The sequence below is a fragment of the Brucella sp. JSBI001 genome, assembly GCF_026014005.1.
Taxonomy (GTDB): domain Bacteria; phylum Pseudomonadota; class Alphaproteobacteria; order Rhizobiales; family Rhizobiaceae; genus Brucella; species Brucella anthropi.
This window is the reverse complement of record NZ_CP110339.1, coordinates 120,774-134,309: the sequence shown is the minus strand read 5'-3', so window position 1 is coordinate 134,309 and position 13,536 is coordinate 120,774. Positions and strand designations below refer to the sequence as shown.

The window sequence follows — 13,536 nt, the reverse complement described above, 5'->3', positions numbered from 1 at the left end:
GTGGATACTGACATTATTCCGAATTTTCATTTCAGGGAAACGGCAGTATCCGTGATCGGTTCCCTGAATGTCGACCGCATTTGGCCAAAATGCGACGGCGCAATGTGCTGATATTCAAACCGTTTGAATCGCAACGCACAATTCTTTCCGCCCATTAATGTTGCTTATGGAACACCCCGTTTCCTGCAACCCCTAACATATTGAAAATAAAAAATACTACCGCAGGTAACGTGCCGGAAAATTTCGGTGCGGCCCCGCCACACCCGTCAATAGAGAAAAGCCCGACAGGTCTGCGGGAATCACCGCGCATCTGCCGGGCCTCATATTTCACTTCACCAGAAAGTGACGATCAGGAATCTGCTCCGGAACCGGTTTCACTGGCAGGAAAAAGCTTCCAGTAACGCGGTCGGAAGGCGATGCGACTCTTTTCCGCGGCTGGATGTTCGGCTGGAATTTCGATCTCCACCCGCTCGCGTGCGCCGCCTACTTCCAGTTCGACACGCCGCTTGCCGCCCGAGCGACGGCTCGCCACCACCGTGCCTGCGATGCAGCCGCCGCAACCGTCCAGCAATTCAACATCGTGCGGACGGAAGAAGAGCTGCGCATCGCCATCCGCCACATCCTGGGCTGTCAGGCCGATATTGCGATCCACCAGCCAGATCTCGCCCTTTTCGACCCGTACCGGAAGCGTGCTGGACTCGCCGATGAAGCCATAGACGCCCGGGGAATTCGGATTGTCATAGACTTCGTCGGGCGTACCGACCTGCTCGATACGCCCCTGGCTCATCACCACCACGCGGTCGGCGAGCTCCAGCGCCTCGTCCTGATCGTGGGTCACGAAAACGGTCGTATGGCCGGTCTTGTCGTGAATCTCGCGCAGCCAACGGCGCAGTTCCTTGCGCACCAGCGCATCAAGCGCGCCAAACGGTTCATCGAGAAGCAGGACTTTCGGTTCAATCGCCATGGCGCGGGCAAGCGCCACGCGCTGGCGCTGACCACCGGAAAGCTGCGCCGGATAGCGCTTCTCCAGTCCCTGTAGCTGGACGAGATCGAGCAATTCCAGCGCGCGGTTGCGAATATCGTCACTCGACGGACGTGTCGCGCTTGGACGCACCTTCAGACCGAAGCCGATATTGTCCGCCACCGTCATGTGACGGAACAACGCATAATGCTGAAAGACGAAGCCGACATTGCGCTCCTGAACGCTCTTCTGCGAGGCGTCTTCGTCGCCGAAGAAGATGGTACCTTCGGTCGGCGTTTCCAGCCCGGCAATCAGGCGCAAAAGCGTGGTCTTGCCTGAACCGGAAGGTCCCAGCAAAGCGATCAACTCGCCGGAACGAATATCCAGCGAGACATTATGCAACGCCGGGAAGCGAGCGAACTCCTTACGCACACCGGCAACACGAACTTCCATTCCCAATCCTTCCGTCTGCCATAGCAGGACTATGCTTTACTTCTGCCGCCGTGCGGCCAATTGCTCGTTTAGATGTCAGTGCCCGTTTCCGCTGCCAGCCAGTTCATCGCCATAACGCAGTTCCAGCGCTGTCTTGATGGCAAGTGTCAACAACGCCAGGAAAGCCAGCAGCGACGCCACCGCAAATGCACCGACGAAGTTATATTCGTTGTAGAGGATTTCCACATGCAGCGGCATCGTATTGGTGAGACCGCGAATATGTCCAGAGACAACGGAAACAGCGCCGAACTCGCCCATTGCACGGGCATTGCAGAGCAGCACACCGTAAAGCAGCCCCCATTTGATATTGGGCAGCGTCACATAGCGGAACGTCTGCCAGCCATTGGCGCCCAGCGAAATCGCTGCCTCTTCATCCCCGGTTCCCTGTTCCTGCATCAGCGGGATCAGTTCGCGCGCGACGAAGGGAAACGTGACGAACACCGTCGCCAGCACGATGCCCGGAACGGCGAACAATATCTCGATGCCGTGCCGTGACAGCCACGGCCCAAGCAGGCTGTGACTTGAGAAAAGCAGCACGAAAACAAGACCGGAAATGACCGGCGACACGGAAAACGGCAGATCGATCAGCGTCGTCAGCAGCGCCTTGCCCTTGAACTCGAACTTCGCGATTGCCCACGCAGCTGCAATGCCGAAGACCAGATTGAGCGGCACGGCAATGGCCGCCACCATGAGGGTGAGCCTTATCGCAGCCCAGGCATCCGGCTCGACCAGTGCCGCCAGATATTCGCCTGCCCCCTTGCGGAAGGCTTCCACGAAAACCGCTATCACCGGCAGGATGAGGAACAGGGCCAGAAATGCCAGCGCCAGAGCGATCAGCGTGATGCGCGTCGCCGGGCTTTCCGTGACAGCGCTTCGGCTGTTGCGAGGAGCGGCAGAGACAGGTTCATTCGCCATGACCATATTTCCTCCGTGTCCACGACTGGATGAGATTGATGAAAAGCAACATCGCAAAGGAAAGCGCCAGCATCACCGTGGCGAGCGCCGTCGCCCCGGCATAATCATATTCCTCCAGCTTGATCACGATCAGAAGCGGCGCGATCTCCGAGACATAAGGCGTATTGCCCGCAATGAAGATCACCGAGCCATATTCGCCGACGCCGCGTGCAAAGGCGAGCGCGAAGCCGGTCAGGATGGCGGGTTGCAGGCTCGGCAGCAGCACCCGCCAGATGGTCTGAAACCGGGATGCGCCAAGCGTTGCCGCCGCCTCTTCGACCTCGCGGCTGATTTCCTCCATAATCGGCTGGACCGTGCGCACCACGAACGGCAGACCGATGAAGATCAGCGCTATGATAATGCCCGCCCGCGAAAAGGCGATGCGAATGCCGAACGGAGCCAGCAGGCTGCCTATCCAGCCATTCGGCGCATAGATCGCGGCCAGCGCAATACCGGCCACTGCCGTCGGCAGCGCAAAGGGAATATCGACGATGGCATCAACGAAGCGGCGCCCCGGAAAGCGATAACGCACCAGAACCCAGGCGAGGATGACGCCGAAGACCACATTGACCAGCGCCGCGATGAAGGCGGTGCCAAAGCTCGTTTCAAGCGCTTTCAATGTGCGCTCGTCGGTGACGAGGCGCCAGAAGCCGGAAAACCCGACTTCGGTGGAACGCAGCACCAATGCCGCAAGCGGAATGAGAATGAGAAGGGTCAGATAGGCAACACTGAAGCCGAACGTCAGCCCGAAACCGGGAATGACGCTCGGCTTTCTGAAGTGCGACCCTGCTCTGGCCCGTGCAGGGAGCGAAGACATGCGTTGGTTTGTTCCCTCTTCAGTACTTATTGTTACTGATTGCTCTCGAACTCCGGATTATTTTCCCGGCTTGTAGAGCTGGTCGAACGTTCCTCCATCGCCAAAATGATAGGGCTGTGCCTTGGCCCATCCACCGAAAATCGGATCATCGATCGTCACCAGCGTCAAGTCCGGAAACTTGCGCTGCTTGTCGGCAGGGATGATGTCAGGCTTCGACGGACGGTAGAAATGTTTGGCGGCAAGCGCCTGACCTTCCGGCGAATACAGATATTCAAGATAGGCCTGCGCCAGCTTGGTGGTGCCGTTTTCCTCGGCATTCTTGTCCACCACCGCGACCGGTGGTTCAGCCAGAATGGATTGCGGCGGAACGACGATGTCGAATGCATCCTCGCCAAATTCAGCCACTGAGAGATAGGCTTCGTTTTCCCAGGCAAGCAACACATCGCCGAGCTGACGCTGCACGAAAGTGGTTGTCGAGCCGCGCGCACCAGTATCGAGCACCGGGACATGGCGGAACAGTTCGCCGATGTAATCCTTGATCTTCTGCTCGTCGCCACCGTATTGCTTGTAGGCCCAGGCCCATGCGGCGAGATAGTTCCAGCGGGCACCGCCAGAAGTTTTCGGGTTCGGTGTGATGACCTCGACGCCGTCCTTCACCAGATCACCCCAGTCCTTGATGCCCTTCGGATTGCCCTTGCGCACAAGGAAGACGATGGTTGACGTATAGGGAGCCGAATTGTTGGGCAGGCGCTTGCGCCAATCCTTGTCGATCTTGCCTGAAAGTGCGGCAATAGCATCGATATCGCTTTCAAGCGCCAGCGTCACCACATCGGCCTTGATGCCATCGATCACCGAACGCGCCTGCTTGCCCGACCCGCCATGGGAAGCGCGAATGGTGACGGTTTCGCCGGTTTCTGCCTTCCAGTGGGCGGCAAAAGCGGCGTTGTAATCCTTGTAAAGTTCACGCGTCGGATCGTAGGACACGTTCAGAAGTGTCTGATCGGCAAAGCTTGCCTGAACCGTTCCGGTCAGCGAAGCCGCAGCCACCAATGCTGCCAAAGTGAGCGAGAATCTCGATATCTTCATGACCGCCTCCATGTTTCACTGGCCAAGACAGTATCAGAGCTCTTTGAAGACAGGATGCCACAAGCCGGTCGTTATTTGAAACGACTTCGAAAAATCTACTCATTTTGTCGGAGAATTCGGAGATAATTTTTCCACCGGCGTGTCGAAACACGCCGGTGATAGTATCATTAACTCATTGAGCCGACACCGGTCCGGCAAGCGGTGAAGTTTGGGTGGGGAGGCTGCTCGTGGCCTGCCCCAGTTGGAGCGGAGGCTGCTTCGGCTCATTCCAGCCCATGAAGTTGTAGAGCGTATAGCGCCAGACTCCGATCTCCTCGTGAAGCGCCAGATCGGTCATGAGGAAAGACAGGCCCGGCGAAGACATGTTGGTATGCGATCCGGTCAGATAACCGGCCGCAACCGGCTCAGGCTTCACACCAAAATGTGCCAGATAAAGAAGATCGCGCTTCATCATCGGCGCAGCCTGTAGCAGAACAACTTTCGCCGGTCTGATCTCGCGCAGGATTGCTGCCACGTTCCTGGAGTTCTGCCAGCTGTTGCGGCTTTTCTCGTCAAGCAGGACGGAAGCGGGATCGACACCGGCCTTTTCCAGCTGCGTGGCGATTGATGCGGCTTCGGAAACACCCGTTCCGGCTACATCGGCGCCGCTGGCGATGAACTTGCAGCGAAAACCCTTCTCGACACATTGTCGGTTCATGGCGACCGCCGCCAAAATCGGCCCGTAGGAGAAGGCAAGTGGTTCGACCACCTTCTGACCGTCGCCATCGACTGTCTGGGTTCCCATGCCGAAGACGATGAAGGCAGTATTGTCTTCAAGCTGCGTCTGCAATTGCGATGAATAGGCCGATTGCAGGCGGCTCATCAGCGTGTCGGGAAGAATTGCCAAAGCAATTGCACCGTAAAAGATGGCCGCAAGGCCGATCAGAACGATTCCGGTCTTACGCCAATTGAAAAATGAAGGAGCAATCCGGCAACAACAAAAGCCACGATCAGATTGAGCGTCATATGGGATCACCAGGCTTTAGTATAAATTTCTAAATCAAGCTCACCCGATATAAGTGCCTGCTATGAGTACGAACAATCCCAATAATTTCAGATACAATCTTTCCAACCTCGGAAGTGAGGCCCGGACTGGGGTTGCGGGGGGCAAGTATTCATCCGGGCCTCCGCCAATCTCGCGACCGGCAGGCTGATAACGGGCGAAACCTGTTTCGGTTGCAGGAAATCGGTCGCAGGCTGATTATTTTTGCTGTCAGGTTGCAACTTTACCGCGCGATATGATCGCTCTTGAACCGGGCCGCCGAAGAGTTATTTTCCCTGTATCGATTGGCTGACCAGAGGATTTTTCACCATGGCATATGGCAAGCGTTCCATTTGCACCCTTTTCGCGGTTATAGCAGGCCCGGCAATGCTCTTCGCGCCTTCTGTTTCGGCGCAGGCTCAGGATGCAAACCCCATCGAGCGGGTCGATTACATCTGCGAACGTGGGGTCGTCGTGCCTGTCACCTATATCCGCAATGGTAGTGCGCCCGGCTTTGCGGTTCTCGATGCGGAAGGCAAGATGATCGCGCTGCAATGGCATGACAGTCTCAAGAAATATGTCGCCATCGATGAGCAGGACAGCTACCGCTGGAGCGACAAGGACGGTCAGGCTGTGCTGAGCCATCTCGAAGCCGATCACACCGCCAAGGAAGTGACGCTGCTGTCAGCCTGCCGTTCGGACGACTCGGAAGAATAGACGACCCTGTTATGGGACGAGGTAGTGCTTGTCCCACTGGTTCTGGGGCACTTCATCGCCGATATCGTAGCGAAACGAAACGATATTGATATGTTCCTCATCCGTCTTGCAGACAAAGGACAGCTTGTACCAGTGCTCGCGGCTGCGGAAGGCAGCGCCATCGGCCTCGATCGAATTCTTCGTGGTCACGGGATCGGAGAAGGCATAGGCCAGAACCTTGTCGACCGAAAACTTCTGTTCCCGCGTGATGCGTTCCATTGCTTCCACGTCGCAACGTTGCTCAAGGCGGGTTGCCGGATCGAGCTTCTCGAGCTGGGCCTTTTCGGAAGCATTCATTGCAAAAGACGGAGAAACCGCCGGGCCGAACGAGAGGAGACCAACAACAGCGGACGCAGGCAACACAAGGGATTTGAATTTCATCGGACTTTCGGGAACTCCTCGGTACTCACATTATCGGCGGCGATAATAAGCATGATTTGCGGCAATGTGCGGATCATCACCGGAAAGTTATCGAAGACCACCCGTAAAAACCGCCATCCCCAAAATTCGTCCGCTCTGTGAACTATCCGTCGCTGTTCGGGTTCAACCCTTCCACATAGGTGCGGTTGCGTCCTTCTTTCTTGGCGGCGTAGAGGATTTTGTCGGCCTTATCGACCGCCTGCCAGAAATCACCCTGCTCCGGCAAACGGACACAGCCGATGCTGCATGTGACGCTGGCTTCCTTTGCGAGGCGCTGGAACCGGTGCCTCTCGATGTTCTGTCGCACACCTTCCATAAGCTGGAAGACATTATCGGCATGCATGTCGTCGACACAGATCACGAACTCCTCCCCGCCAGTACGCGCAATCAGTGGCCGTTCGCCGATGAGCTTGCGCAGGATTCCAGCGAATTCCTTCAAAACCGCGTCGCCCGCCGCATGGCCATAGGCATCATTCAGCGCCTTGAAGTAATCGATATCGCAAACGGCAACCCAGCCGGGCACGCCCTTTTTCGTCTGTGAAAGCGCATCGTAGCGCATTTCCAGTCCGCGCCGGTTGAGGAGCCCGGTCAAGGGATCGCTGTCACGTTCATGCGACAGTTCGCCGATACGATCGTAACCGGCAGCGGCCAGCAAGGCGAAGCCGGTGACAACCGCTGCGATAGCGGTAGAAAACACCGTCCATTGCCAGAAAACAGTCGTTGCGAAATCGTCGCCATCGACATCGCCGAGCAGGGAACGGGCGGTCAGAAGCGTGCGCGGCACGAATTGCAATGCCACCAGAACGAGCATGACCAGCAGCAGCTTGTCCACCAGCGGCCCCTTGAACAGCCGCCGCGCCTGCCATGCGAAAGAAAGGATCAACGTGGCCATGCCCAGATTGAGCACATAGACCCGCGACAGAAGATCGGGCTCAATATAGCAATAATACCAGACACCGCCGACGATGAGGGCAAAGCTCAATATGTAGAAGGCAGATGTAAGCCGCAGCCCGCTTCGCTGCAAAATGCCATAGCCGCCAACCAGCGTGCCTCCGACATAAAATGCGGCGGAAAGCACCGTGTTCAGATTGTCGTCCGAAGGGAAATCACCAAGCTGGACCAGCATTGCGAGGCCGATCAGCAGGAAACAAGCGCCGCAGGACGCCAGAAACCGGCGACCGCGATCGGAAAGCCACGCCGAGAAAAAGGCGAACGCGAACAGCAGCAAAACGGCGGGAAGTACAAATTTCATATAAATCGGACGCGCAAATTACAATTTCTGGGAGAAGTCTTATTGCGCCCTCTCAAGAAAATTACAATTGAGTAAATTAAAACCTCCGCGTGAACCAGCCATGCGTGGAGGACAAACCTGCTGCGCCAAACATCGCCATCCGCTATGCTTTCGCTCTTGATTTCGGCGGGCTGTCCGTGTTTGTAACCTGCAAACACTGCTGTGATATCCGCCACGCAGTCCCGTCGCGAAAGGAAGAGACATGAAGCCCGTTTTCCTGCAACTGCAGTGCGCCCCCGGCAAGACCTACGAAGTTGCCGATACGCTCTTTCAGCGCGAAATCGTCTCCGAGCTTTATTCCACCAGCGGCGAATTCGACCTTCTGGCCAAGATCTACATTGCCGAGGATCAGGATATCGGCAAGTTCATCAACGAGAATGTTCTCAACATTCCCAACATCATCCGTTCACTGACGACGCTGACCTTCACCGCCTTCTGACATCGCGGCCTCCAAAACCGGTAAAGGTTTGATTCACCATTAACGAATTATCATGCCGGCGAAGGGAACCTCTGCTTGCGCTCGCGCATTTCTTGCGTGAAGGGCTCACCTCAAAAAGGGAGGCAGCGAGACAAGTGATGAATGATCTTGGACAGCGGCGGGTATTGGTGGTGGAAGACGAGATTTTCGTCGCCCTCGATGTCGCCGCGACTGTCGAGGATGCGAACGGAACCGTTCTCGGTCCGGTCGGCACCGTCCGGCAAGCAATAGATATCATCAATCGCAATGAAGTTGATGCCGCCATTCTCGATGTGAACCTCGCCGATGGCGATGTGGAAGCCGTGCTGGACCGGTTGAAGAGCCGTGATGTCTTCGTGGTCATCCATACCGGCGGTGGCCTTCCAGCGCGCCTTGCGGCACGTTATCCCGGAATACCGGTCTTTCAGAAGCCTGTGCTGCCATCCCGGCTGACGCGCGCTCTGGCTTCCGCCTTTTCGTCGCATAGGGTGCAGCAAGCCTGATGCTGCGGAACCGCCCGGATTTCGCAACGGTTCTGAAGGAAGTCGAGGCTGACGCAGGCCCCAAGGAAAACACCCGTCCGCCGCAATTCGGGTTTGCTTCCGCCGTCTTTTCCGTGGGTTTCGGCGATACGCCAGCAACACCCCGCCAGCCGGACGATCTTGAAAGCCTGTTCGATATTGAGAGCGTGCCGGAGGCTGCGCCCGAGCCTGAACAGGAAAGACAGGCGATAGAAGCGCGGATGCAGAAGCTGTCGCCGGATGCAATCCGCCAGGAGCTGGACCTGCATTCCGGCCTGAGACGCTCCGAACTGCAACGGCGGCGGCGCAGCTTTGCCGCCAGCAATCATCCGGACCGCCTGCCGGAAGAGTTTCGCCTTGCCGCGGAACAGCGGATGAAAACGGCGAATGCCCTGCTGGATGCCGCCATGGCAGACGCACCATCTTGAGGCCGAGCAACTTCCTTACGTTTTCAGCGCAATATCTTTTGCATTATAACAATAACGTGCTAGATTGCCGTGTCTGTGCCTGCGAAAGCTGTCGCACGCCGGAACCCTTTCCGTTGTCCGCAAGTCTGCGAATGGTTCAGCCCCGATAGTATGGGGCAATTTGCGCTTTGCTCAGCGGGAACGGTTCTGTCATATCGACGTTACACATTGGAATAGTTCCTAAAAGGTTTGAAAATGCCTCCTTATCGTTCGCGTACAACCACCCACGGTCGCAACATGGCCGGCGCGCGCGGCCTATGGCGCGCCACCGGCATGAAGGATGAGGATTTCGGCAAGCCGATTATTGCCGTGGTGAACTCGTTCACCCAGTTCGTGCCCGGCCACGTGCACCTGAAGGACCTCGGCCAGCTCGTTGCGCGCGAAATTGAAAGCGCTGGCGGCGTGGCAAAAGAATTCAACACCATTGCGGTCGATGACGGCATCGCCATGGGTCACGACGGCATGCTCTATTCGCTGCCGTCGCGTGAACTCATCGCCGACTCGGTCGAATATATGGTCAATGCCCATTGCGCCGATGCGATGGTCTGCATTTCCAACTGCGACAAGATCACTCCCGGTATGCTGATGGCCGCTCTGCGCCTCAATATCCCGGTCGTGTTCGTTTCCGGCGGTCCGATGGAAGCAGGCAAGGTCGTCTGGGACGATCAGGTCAAGAAGCTCGACCTCGTCGATGCGATGGTTGCAGCTGCCGACGACAGCTACACCGACGATCAGGTCAAGGCGATTGAGCGTTCAGCCTGCCCGACCTGCGGTTCGTGCTCAGGCATGTTCACCGCGAATTCGATGAACTGCCTCACCGAAGCGCTCGGCCTGTCGCTGCCGGGCAATGGCTCCACGCTCGCAACCCATGCCGACCGCAAGCGCCTCTTCGTGGAAGCCGGTCATCTGGTTGTCGATCTCGCCCGCCGTTATTACGAGCAGGACGACGAAAGCGTGCTGCCGCGCTCGATTGCAAGCTTCCCGGCTTTTGAAAACGCCATGACGCTCGACATTGCCATGGGCGGTTCGACCAATACGGTTCTGCATCTGCTTGCAGCTGCACAGGAAGCCGAGATCGATTTCACCATGGCCGATATCGACCGCCTGTCCCGCCGCGTGCCGGTGCTCTGCAAGGTCGCGCCTGCCAACAATACCGTTCACATGGAAGATGTGCACCGCGCAGGCGGCATCATGGGCATTCTCGGCCAGCTCGACAAGGCAGGCCTGATCAATACCGATCTGCCAACCGTGCACAGCGAAACGGTTGCCAAGGCGCTCGATCATTGGGACGTGACCCGCACCAACAGCGACATGGTGCACAAGTTCTATTCGGCTGCGCCCGGTGGCGTGCCGACGCAGGTTGCCTTCTCTCAGGAACGCCGCTTCGACAGCGTCGATACCGACCGTGAAAAGGGCGTCATCCGCTCCAAGGAACACGCCTTCAGTCAGGATGGTGGTCTGGCCGTGCTTTACGGCAATCTGGCCGAAGACGGCTGCATCGTGAAGACGGCTGGCGTGGACGACTCCATCCTGAAATTCTCCGGCCCCGCCCGCATCTTTGAAAGTCAGGATACCGCGGTACTCGGCATTCTGAACGGCAAGATCAAGGCTGGCGACATTGTGCTGATCCGCTATGAAGGCCCGCGCGGTGGCCCCGGCATGCAGGAAATGCTCTACCCGACCAGCTATCTGAAGTCGAAAGGCCTCGGCAAAGCCTGCGCGTTGATCACCGATGGACGTTTCTCGGGCGGCTCTTCGGGCCTCTCGATCGGCCACGTCTCGCCGGAAGCAGCCGAAGGCGGCACGATCGGGCTGGTACGCGAAGGCGATATCATCGATATCGACATTCCAAACCGCAAGATCCATCTGGCTGTTGATGATGCAACGCTGGCAGAACGCCGCGCCGAGCAGGATGCGACTGGCTGGAAGCCAGCGGAGACACGCAAGCGCAAGATTTCCACCGCGCTTAAGGCTTATGCTTCCATGGCAACCAGCGCCGCCAAGGGCGCGGTACGGAAGTTGCCGGATTGATTTCGTAAGAAAGTATTTTACTAAGGGCTCTTCGGAGCCCTTTTTATTTTTCGGGAGACTGGAGATCATGAATTTCAGAACAATGCTATTTGCATCTATATCTGTTTCTTTATTATCAATTACTGCAACATATGGTGAAGAGCTCACCAAGCAAGATTATCTCGCACTCCCTGCAAAATCTTTGAAAAATTTTCAATGTGCAATTCTCATCCAGAACATAGGAACTGCAATAAATCCATCTGCCTCTTCCTTCCTATTATCGACCAGCTTCACACAAAAGGCTTATGATCTAGGAAAGCAATATTATGAGGCACTAGAAAGCAACAAGATTAGTGTCATGGATCTCACGCTTGACATGCCTTCAGAGTTTAAACTGGACACAGTTGCAATCATGGCACGAGACCCACAGGAAGTAATCGCTTTCAAATTAGGACGTATTTCAGTCAAAGCGACAGCCGACCTTCTTTATAAGGTTGGAGCTGTGAATGATGAGGGCGAAGTCGACACCTCCAAGTTCAGACAGAAATCTCCGGAACTTCTGGATGAATATTGCGACTTCGAGGGACTGAACATGCCTGCTCCAATGCTAGAGAAGCTGCAGCAGGACCTTAAATCATCGATCCATGAATAAGCTCAACGACTATTACTGAAGAACCCTCTCCACAGCAGGCATCAGATCGTTCTTCACCGACTCTGGCGTAAACGGCCCGACATGCTTGTAGACGATCTTGCCGTTCTGATCGACGAGGAAGGTTTCCGGCACGCCGTAGACGCCCCATTCGATGGCTGAACGCCCGGCGCGGTCGGCACCGACTGCGGCAAAGGGATTACCGAGATCGCCGAGAAAACGGCGCGCATTTTCCGGCTGGTCCTTGTAATTGAGGCCAACCACGCGGATGCGTTCATCCTTGGCGATTTCCATCAACAGCGGGTGCTCCTGACGACAGGGAACGCACCACGATCCCCAGACATTCACCAGTGTCAGCTTGCCCTTAAACTCTTCGCTGTTGAGGCCGGGAACAGGCGCGCCATCGCGCACCAGCCCCTCGACGGGCGGCAGGTTCGTCTGCGGTGCCTGCTTGCCGATCAAAGCGGAAGGGATCGTCGTATTGTCCTTGCCCGACAGAAGCTGGACCGCAAACACCGCCGCCAGTCCGACGAAAATCGCCAGCGGCAGCAGGGCAACCCATGTGGAGCGCTTTTTCGGCGCGGCTGGCTTCTCGGTCGTTTCGGTCATTGTGCTTTACCGGGGGCTTTTGCAGAACGGCGGCGCACACCCTGCGCCTCAAGCCGCTTCAGTTCGTTTTTCTGGATACGCTGATCGATCAATATCCAGCCGATGGTGACGGCGAGTGCCGCGACCGTGATGCCATAGGATGCGAGAACATAGCCAAGATGGTTCATACTGCACCCTCCTGTGCTTTGCGATTGCGGTCGGCATTCCGTGCGGCAAGCTTCTTCATCGACGCGACGCGGCGGCGCCAGATTTCATTGCGCATGGCCATCATATGCAGTGTGAAGAACAGAAGCGAGAAGCCGATGGCCATCACGAAAAGCGGGCGCAACATGGAGCCGTCGATGGTCGGGCCATCCATGCGGAAAACAGATGCTGGCTGATGCAGCGTGTTCCACCAGTCGACCGAGAATTTGATGATCGGAATATTGATGAAGCCGACCAGCGTGAGCACGGCCACAGGTTTGGCGCTTTTCGCCGGATCGTCCATGGCGCGCGACAGCGCGATAATGCCGAGATACATCAGGAACAGCACGAAAACCGAAGTCAGTCGCGCATCCCACACCCACCACGTGCCCCACATCGGCTTGCCCCAGAGCGAACCAGTGGCAAGCGCAAGCGCGGTGAAGACGGCACCGAGCGGAGCGGCGGCGCGGATCGACACATCGGCCAGCGGATGCCGCCAGACCAGCGTGCCCAGCGCCGAAACAGCCATGATCGAATAGCACATCATGGAAAGCCATGCGAAAGGCACATGGATATACATGATGCGAACCGTCATGCCCTGCTGGTAGTCTTCCGGCGACAGGAAAAAGACCATATAGAGACCAGCCGCCAGAAACAGCACCGAAAGCACGGCCAGCCATGGCAACACCTTGCCTGCAAAGGCTAGGAAGCGCGTGGGATTGGCCAGATCGAGCCAGCTCGTGGTTTTAACGGCGTCTTTGGTCATGTCTTTTTCCATGGCCTATACTTACCTTCCACCCCCGTGCCGTTCAATTGACCGTAATCAACTGCGTCAATCCGCC

General features: G+C 56.9%; 15 protein-coding genes and 1 pseudogene. 6 read left to right on the top strand and 10 right to left on the bottom strand.

Going from position 1 to position 13,536, the window contains the following annotated elements:
• Positions 1 to 349 precede the first annotated feature (349 nt).
• The 5 genes and pseudogenes from LJ361_RS00640 to LJ361_RS00620 form a co-directional block, all read right to left on the bottom strand.
• On the bottom strand, positions 350 to 1,414 hold the full coding sequence (locus LJ361_RS00640) for a sulfate/molybdate ABC transporter ATP-binding protein (protein WP_010657959.1): 1,065 nt from the start codon (positions 1,412 to 1,414) through the stop codon (positions 350 to 352).
• A 75-nt stretch (positions 1,415 to 1,489) separates the two neighbouring features.
• Positions 1,490 to 2,368 (bottom strand): sulfate ABC transporter permease subunit CysW, encoded by an 879-nt coding sequence (gene cysW, locus LJ361_RS00635; protein ID WP_010657958.1) that lies wholly within the window; start codon positions 2,366 to 2,368, stop codon positions 1,490 to 1,492.
• Complete coding sequence (cysT, locus tag LJ361_RS00630; protein ID WP_010657957.1) at positions 2,358 to 3,224, bottom strand: sulfate ABC transporter permease subunit CysT; 867 nt, start codon at positions 3,222 to 3,224, stop codon at positions 2,358 to 2,360. The genes cysW and cysT overlap by 11 nt, the downstream gene beginning before the upstream one ends.
• 57 nt (positions 3,225 to 3,281) lie before the next feature.
• On the bottom strand, positions 3,282 to 4,310 hold the full coding sequence (locus tag LJ361_RS00625; RefSeq protein ID WP_010657956.1) for a sulfate ABC transporter substrate-binding protein: 1,029 nt from the start codon (positions 4,308 to 4,310) through the stop codon (positions 3,282 to 3,284).
• A 172-nt stretch (positions 4,311 to 4,482) separates the two neighbouring features.
• Positions 4,483 to 5,315 (bottom strand): annotated as a pseudogene (locus LJ361_RS00620) (YdcF family protein).
• A 346-nt stretch (positions 5,316 to 5,661) separates the two neighbouring features.
• Between LJ361_RS00620 and LJ361_RS00615 the strand changes: the two are divergent.
• Positions 5,662 to 6,048, top strand: a complete 387-nt coding sequence (locus LJ361_RS00615) for a hypothetical protein (protein WP_010657954.1) — start codon at positions 5,662 to 5,664, stop codon at positions 6,046 to 6,048.
• Between the two features lie 9 nt (positions 6,049 to 6,057).
• On the opposite strand, the gene LJ361_RS00610 is transcribed toward LJ361_RS00615, so the two are convergent.
• Both LJ361_RS00610 and LJ361_RS00605 read right to left on the bottom strand, forming a co-directional pair.
• Entirely contained in the window at positions 6,058 to 6,468 is a 411-nt protein-coding gene (locus LJ361_RS00610; protein ID WP_010657953.1) for a DUF930 domain-containing protein, read from the bottom strand.
• A gap of 142 nt (positions 6,469 to 6,610) precedes the next feature.
• Positions 6,611 to 7,759, bottom strand: coding sequence for a GGDEF domain-containing protein (locus tag LJ361_RS00605; protein WP_010657952.1), 1,149 nt, complete (start codon positions 7,757 to 7,759; stop codon positions 6,611 to 6,613).
• Positions 7,760 to 8,000: 241 nt separating this feature from the next.
• Between LJ361_RS00605 and LJ361_RS00600 the strand changes: the two genes are divergently transcribed.
• The 5 genes from LJ361_RS00600 (at position 8,001) to LJ361_RS00580 (ending at position 11,905) form a co-directional block, all read left to right on the top strand.
• Complete coding sequence (locus tag LJ361_RS00600; RefSeq protein ID WP_010657951.1) at positions 8,001 to 8,237, top strand: Lrp/AsnC ligand binding domain-containing protein; 237 nt, start codon at positions 8,001 to 8,003, stop codon at positions 8,235 to 8,237.
• Positions 8,238 to 8,374: 137 nt separating this feature from the next.
• Positions 8,375 to 8,758, top strand: a complete 384-nt coding sequence (locus tag LJ361_RS00595; protein WP_011982335.1) for a response regulator — start codon at positions 8,375 to 8,377, stop codon at positions 8,756 to 8,758.
• Positions 8,758 to 9,204, top strand: coding sequence for a hypothetical protein (locus LJ361_RS00590; protein WP_264812362.1), 447 nt, complete (start codon positions 8,758 to 8,760; stop codon positions 9,202 to 9,204). Before LJ361_RS00595 ends, LJ361_RS00590 begins: the two co-directional genes overlap by 1 nt.
• A gap of 234 nt (positions 9,205 to 9,438) precedes the next feature.
• Complete coding sequence (ilvD, locus tag LJ361_RS00585) at positions 9,439 to 11,274, top strand: dihydroxy-acid dehydratase (RefSeq protein ID WP_010657948.1); 1,836 nt, start codon at positions 9,439 to 9,441, stop codon at positions 11,272 to 11,274.
• A gap of 67 nt (positions 11,275 to 11,341) precedes the next feature.
• On the top strand, positions 11,342 to 11,905 hold the full coding sequence (locus tag LJ361_RS00580; RefSeq protein ID WP_010657947.1) for a hypothetical protein: 564 nt from the start codon (positions 11,342 to 11,344) through the stop codon (positions 11,903 to 11,905).
• Positions 11,906 to 11,917: 12 nt separating this feature from the next.
• Here LJ361_RS00580 and LJ361_RS00575 read toward each other — a convergent pair whose 3' ends face one another.
• From LJ361_RS00575 to LJ361_RS00565, 3 genes are read right to left on the bottom strand one after another with little or no spacing between them, the layout of a single operon-like run.
• A complete protein-coding gene (locus LJ361_RS00575; protein WP_010657946.1) occupies positions 11,918 to 12,511 on the bottom strand; it encodes a DsbE family thiol:disulfide interchange protein in 594 nt (197 codons plus the stop codon).
• Entirely contained in the window at positions 12,508 to 12,678 is a 171-nt protein-coding gene (ccmD, locus tag LJ361_RS00570; protein WP_010657945.1) for a heme exporter protein CcmD, read from the bottom strand. The genes LJ361_RS00575 and ccmD overlap by 4 nt, the downstream gene beginning before the upstream one ends.
• Positions 12,675 to 13,460 carry a heme ABC transporter permease gene (locus LJ361_RS00565; protein WP_029375847.1) on the bottom strand — a complete coding sequence of 262 codons (786 nt, stop codon included), beginning with the start codon at positions 13,458 to 13,460 and terminating at the stop codon, positions 12,675 to 12,677. Before LJ361_RS00565 ends, ccmD begins: the two co-directional genes overlap by 4 nt.
• Positions 13,461 to 13,536: the final 76 nt, after the last annotated feature.

Coding starts and splice junctions, on each gene's coding strand:
- LJ361_RS00580 (WP_010657947.1), top strand. CDS start 11,342: ATGAATTTCAGAACAATGCTATTTGCATCTATATCTGTTTCTTTATTA.
- cysT (WP_010657957.1), bottom strand. CDS start 3,224: ATGTCTTCGCTCCCTGCACGGGCCAGAGCAGGGTCGCACTTCAGAAAG.
- LJ361_RS00625 (WP_010657956.1), bottom strand. CDS start 4,310: ATGAAGATATCGAGATTCTCGCTCACTTTGGCAGCATTGGTGGCTGCG.
- ccmD (WP_010657945.1), bottom strand. CDS start 12,678: ATGAACCATCTTGGCTATGTTCTCGCATCCTATGGCATCACGGTCGCG.
- cysW (WP_010657958.1), bottom strand. CDS start 2,368: ATGGCGAATGAACCTGTCTCTGCCGCTCCTCGCAACAGCCGAAGCGCT.
- LJ361_RS00600 (WP_010657951.1), top strand. CDS start 8,001: ATGAAGCCCGTTTTCCTGCAACTGCAGTGCGCCCCCGGCAAGACCTAC.
- LJ361_RS00565 (WP_029375847.1), bottom strand. CDS start 13,460: ATGACCAAAGACGCCGTTAAAACCACGAGCTGGCTCGATCTGGCCAAT.
- LJ361_RS00575 (WP_010657946.1), bottom strand. CDS start 12,511: ATGACCGAAACGACCGAGAAGCCAGCCGCGCCGAAAAAGCGCTCCACA.
- ilvD (WP_010657948.1), top strand. CDS start 9,439: ATGCCTCCTTATCGTTCGCGTACAACCACCCACGGTCGCAACATGGCC.
- LJ361_RS00615 (WP_010657954.1), top strand. CDS start 5,662: ATGGCATATGGCAAGCGTTCCATTTGCACCCTTTTCGCGGTTATAGCA.
- LJ361_RS00590 (WP_264812362.1), top strand. CDS start 8,758: ATGCTGCGGAACCGCCCGGATTTCGCAACGGTTCTGAAGGAAGTCGAG.
- LJ361_RS00605 (WP_010657952.1), bottom strand. CDS start 7,759: ATGAAATTTGTACTTCCCGCCGTTTTGCTGCTGTTCGCGTTCGCCTTT.
- LJ361_RS00610 (WP_010657953.1), bottom strand. CDS start 6,468: ATGAAATTCAAATCCCTTGTGTTGCCTGCGTCCGCTGTTGTTGGTCTC.
- LJ361_RS00640 (WP_010657959.1), bottom strand. CDS start 1,414: ATGGAAGTTCGTGTTGCCGGTGTGCGTAAGGAGTTCGCTCGCTTCCCG.
- LJ361_RS00595 (WP_011982335.1), top strand. CDS start 8,375: ATGAATGATCTTGGACAGCGGCGGGTATTGGTGGTGGAAGACGAGATT.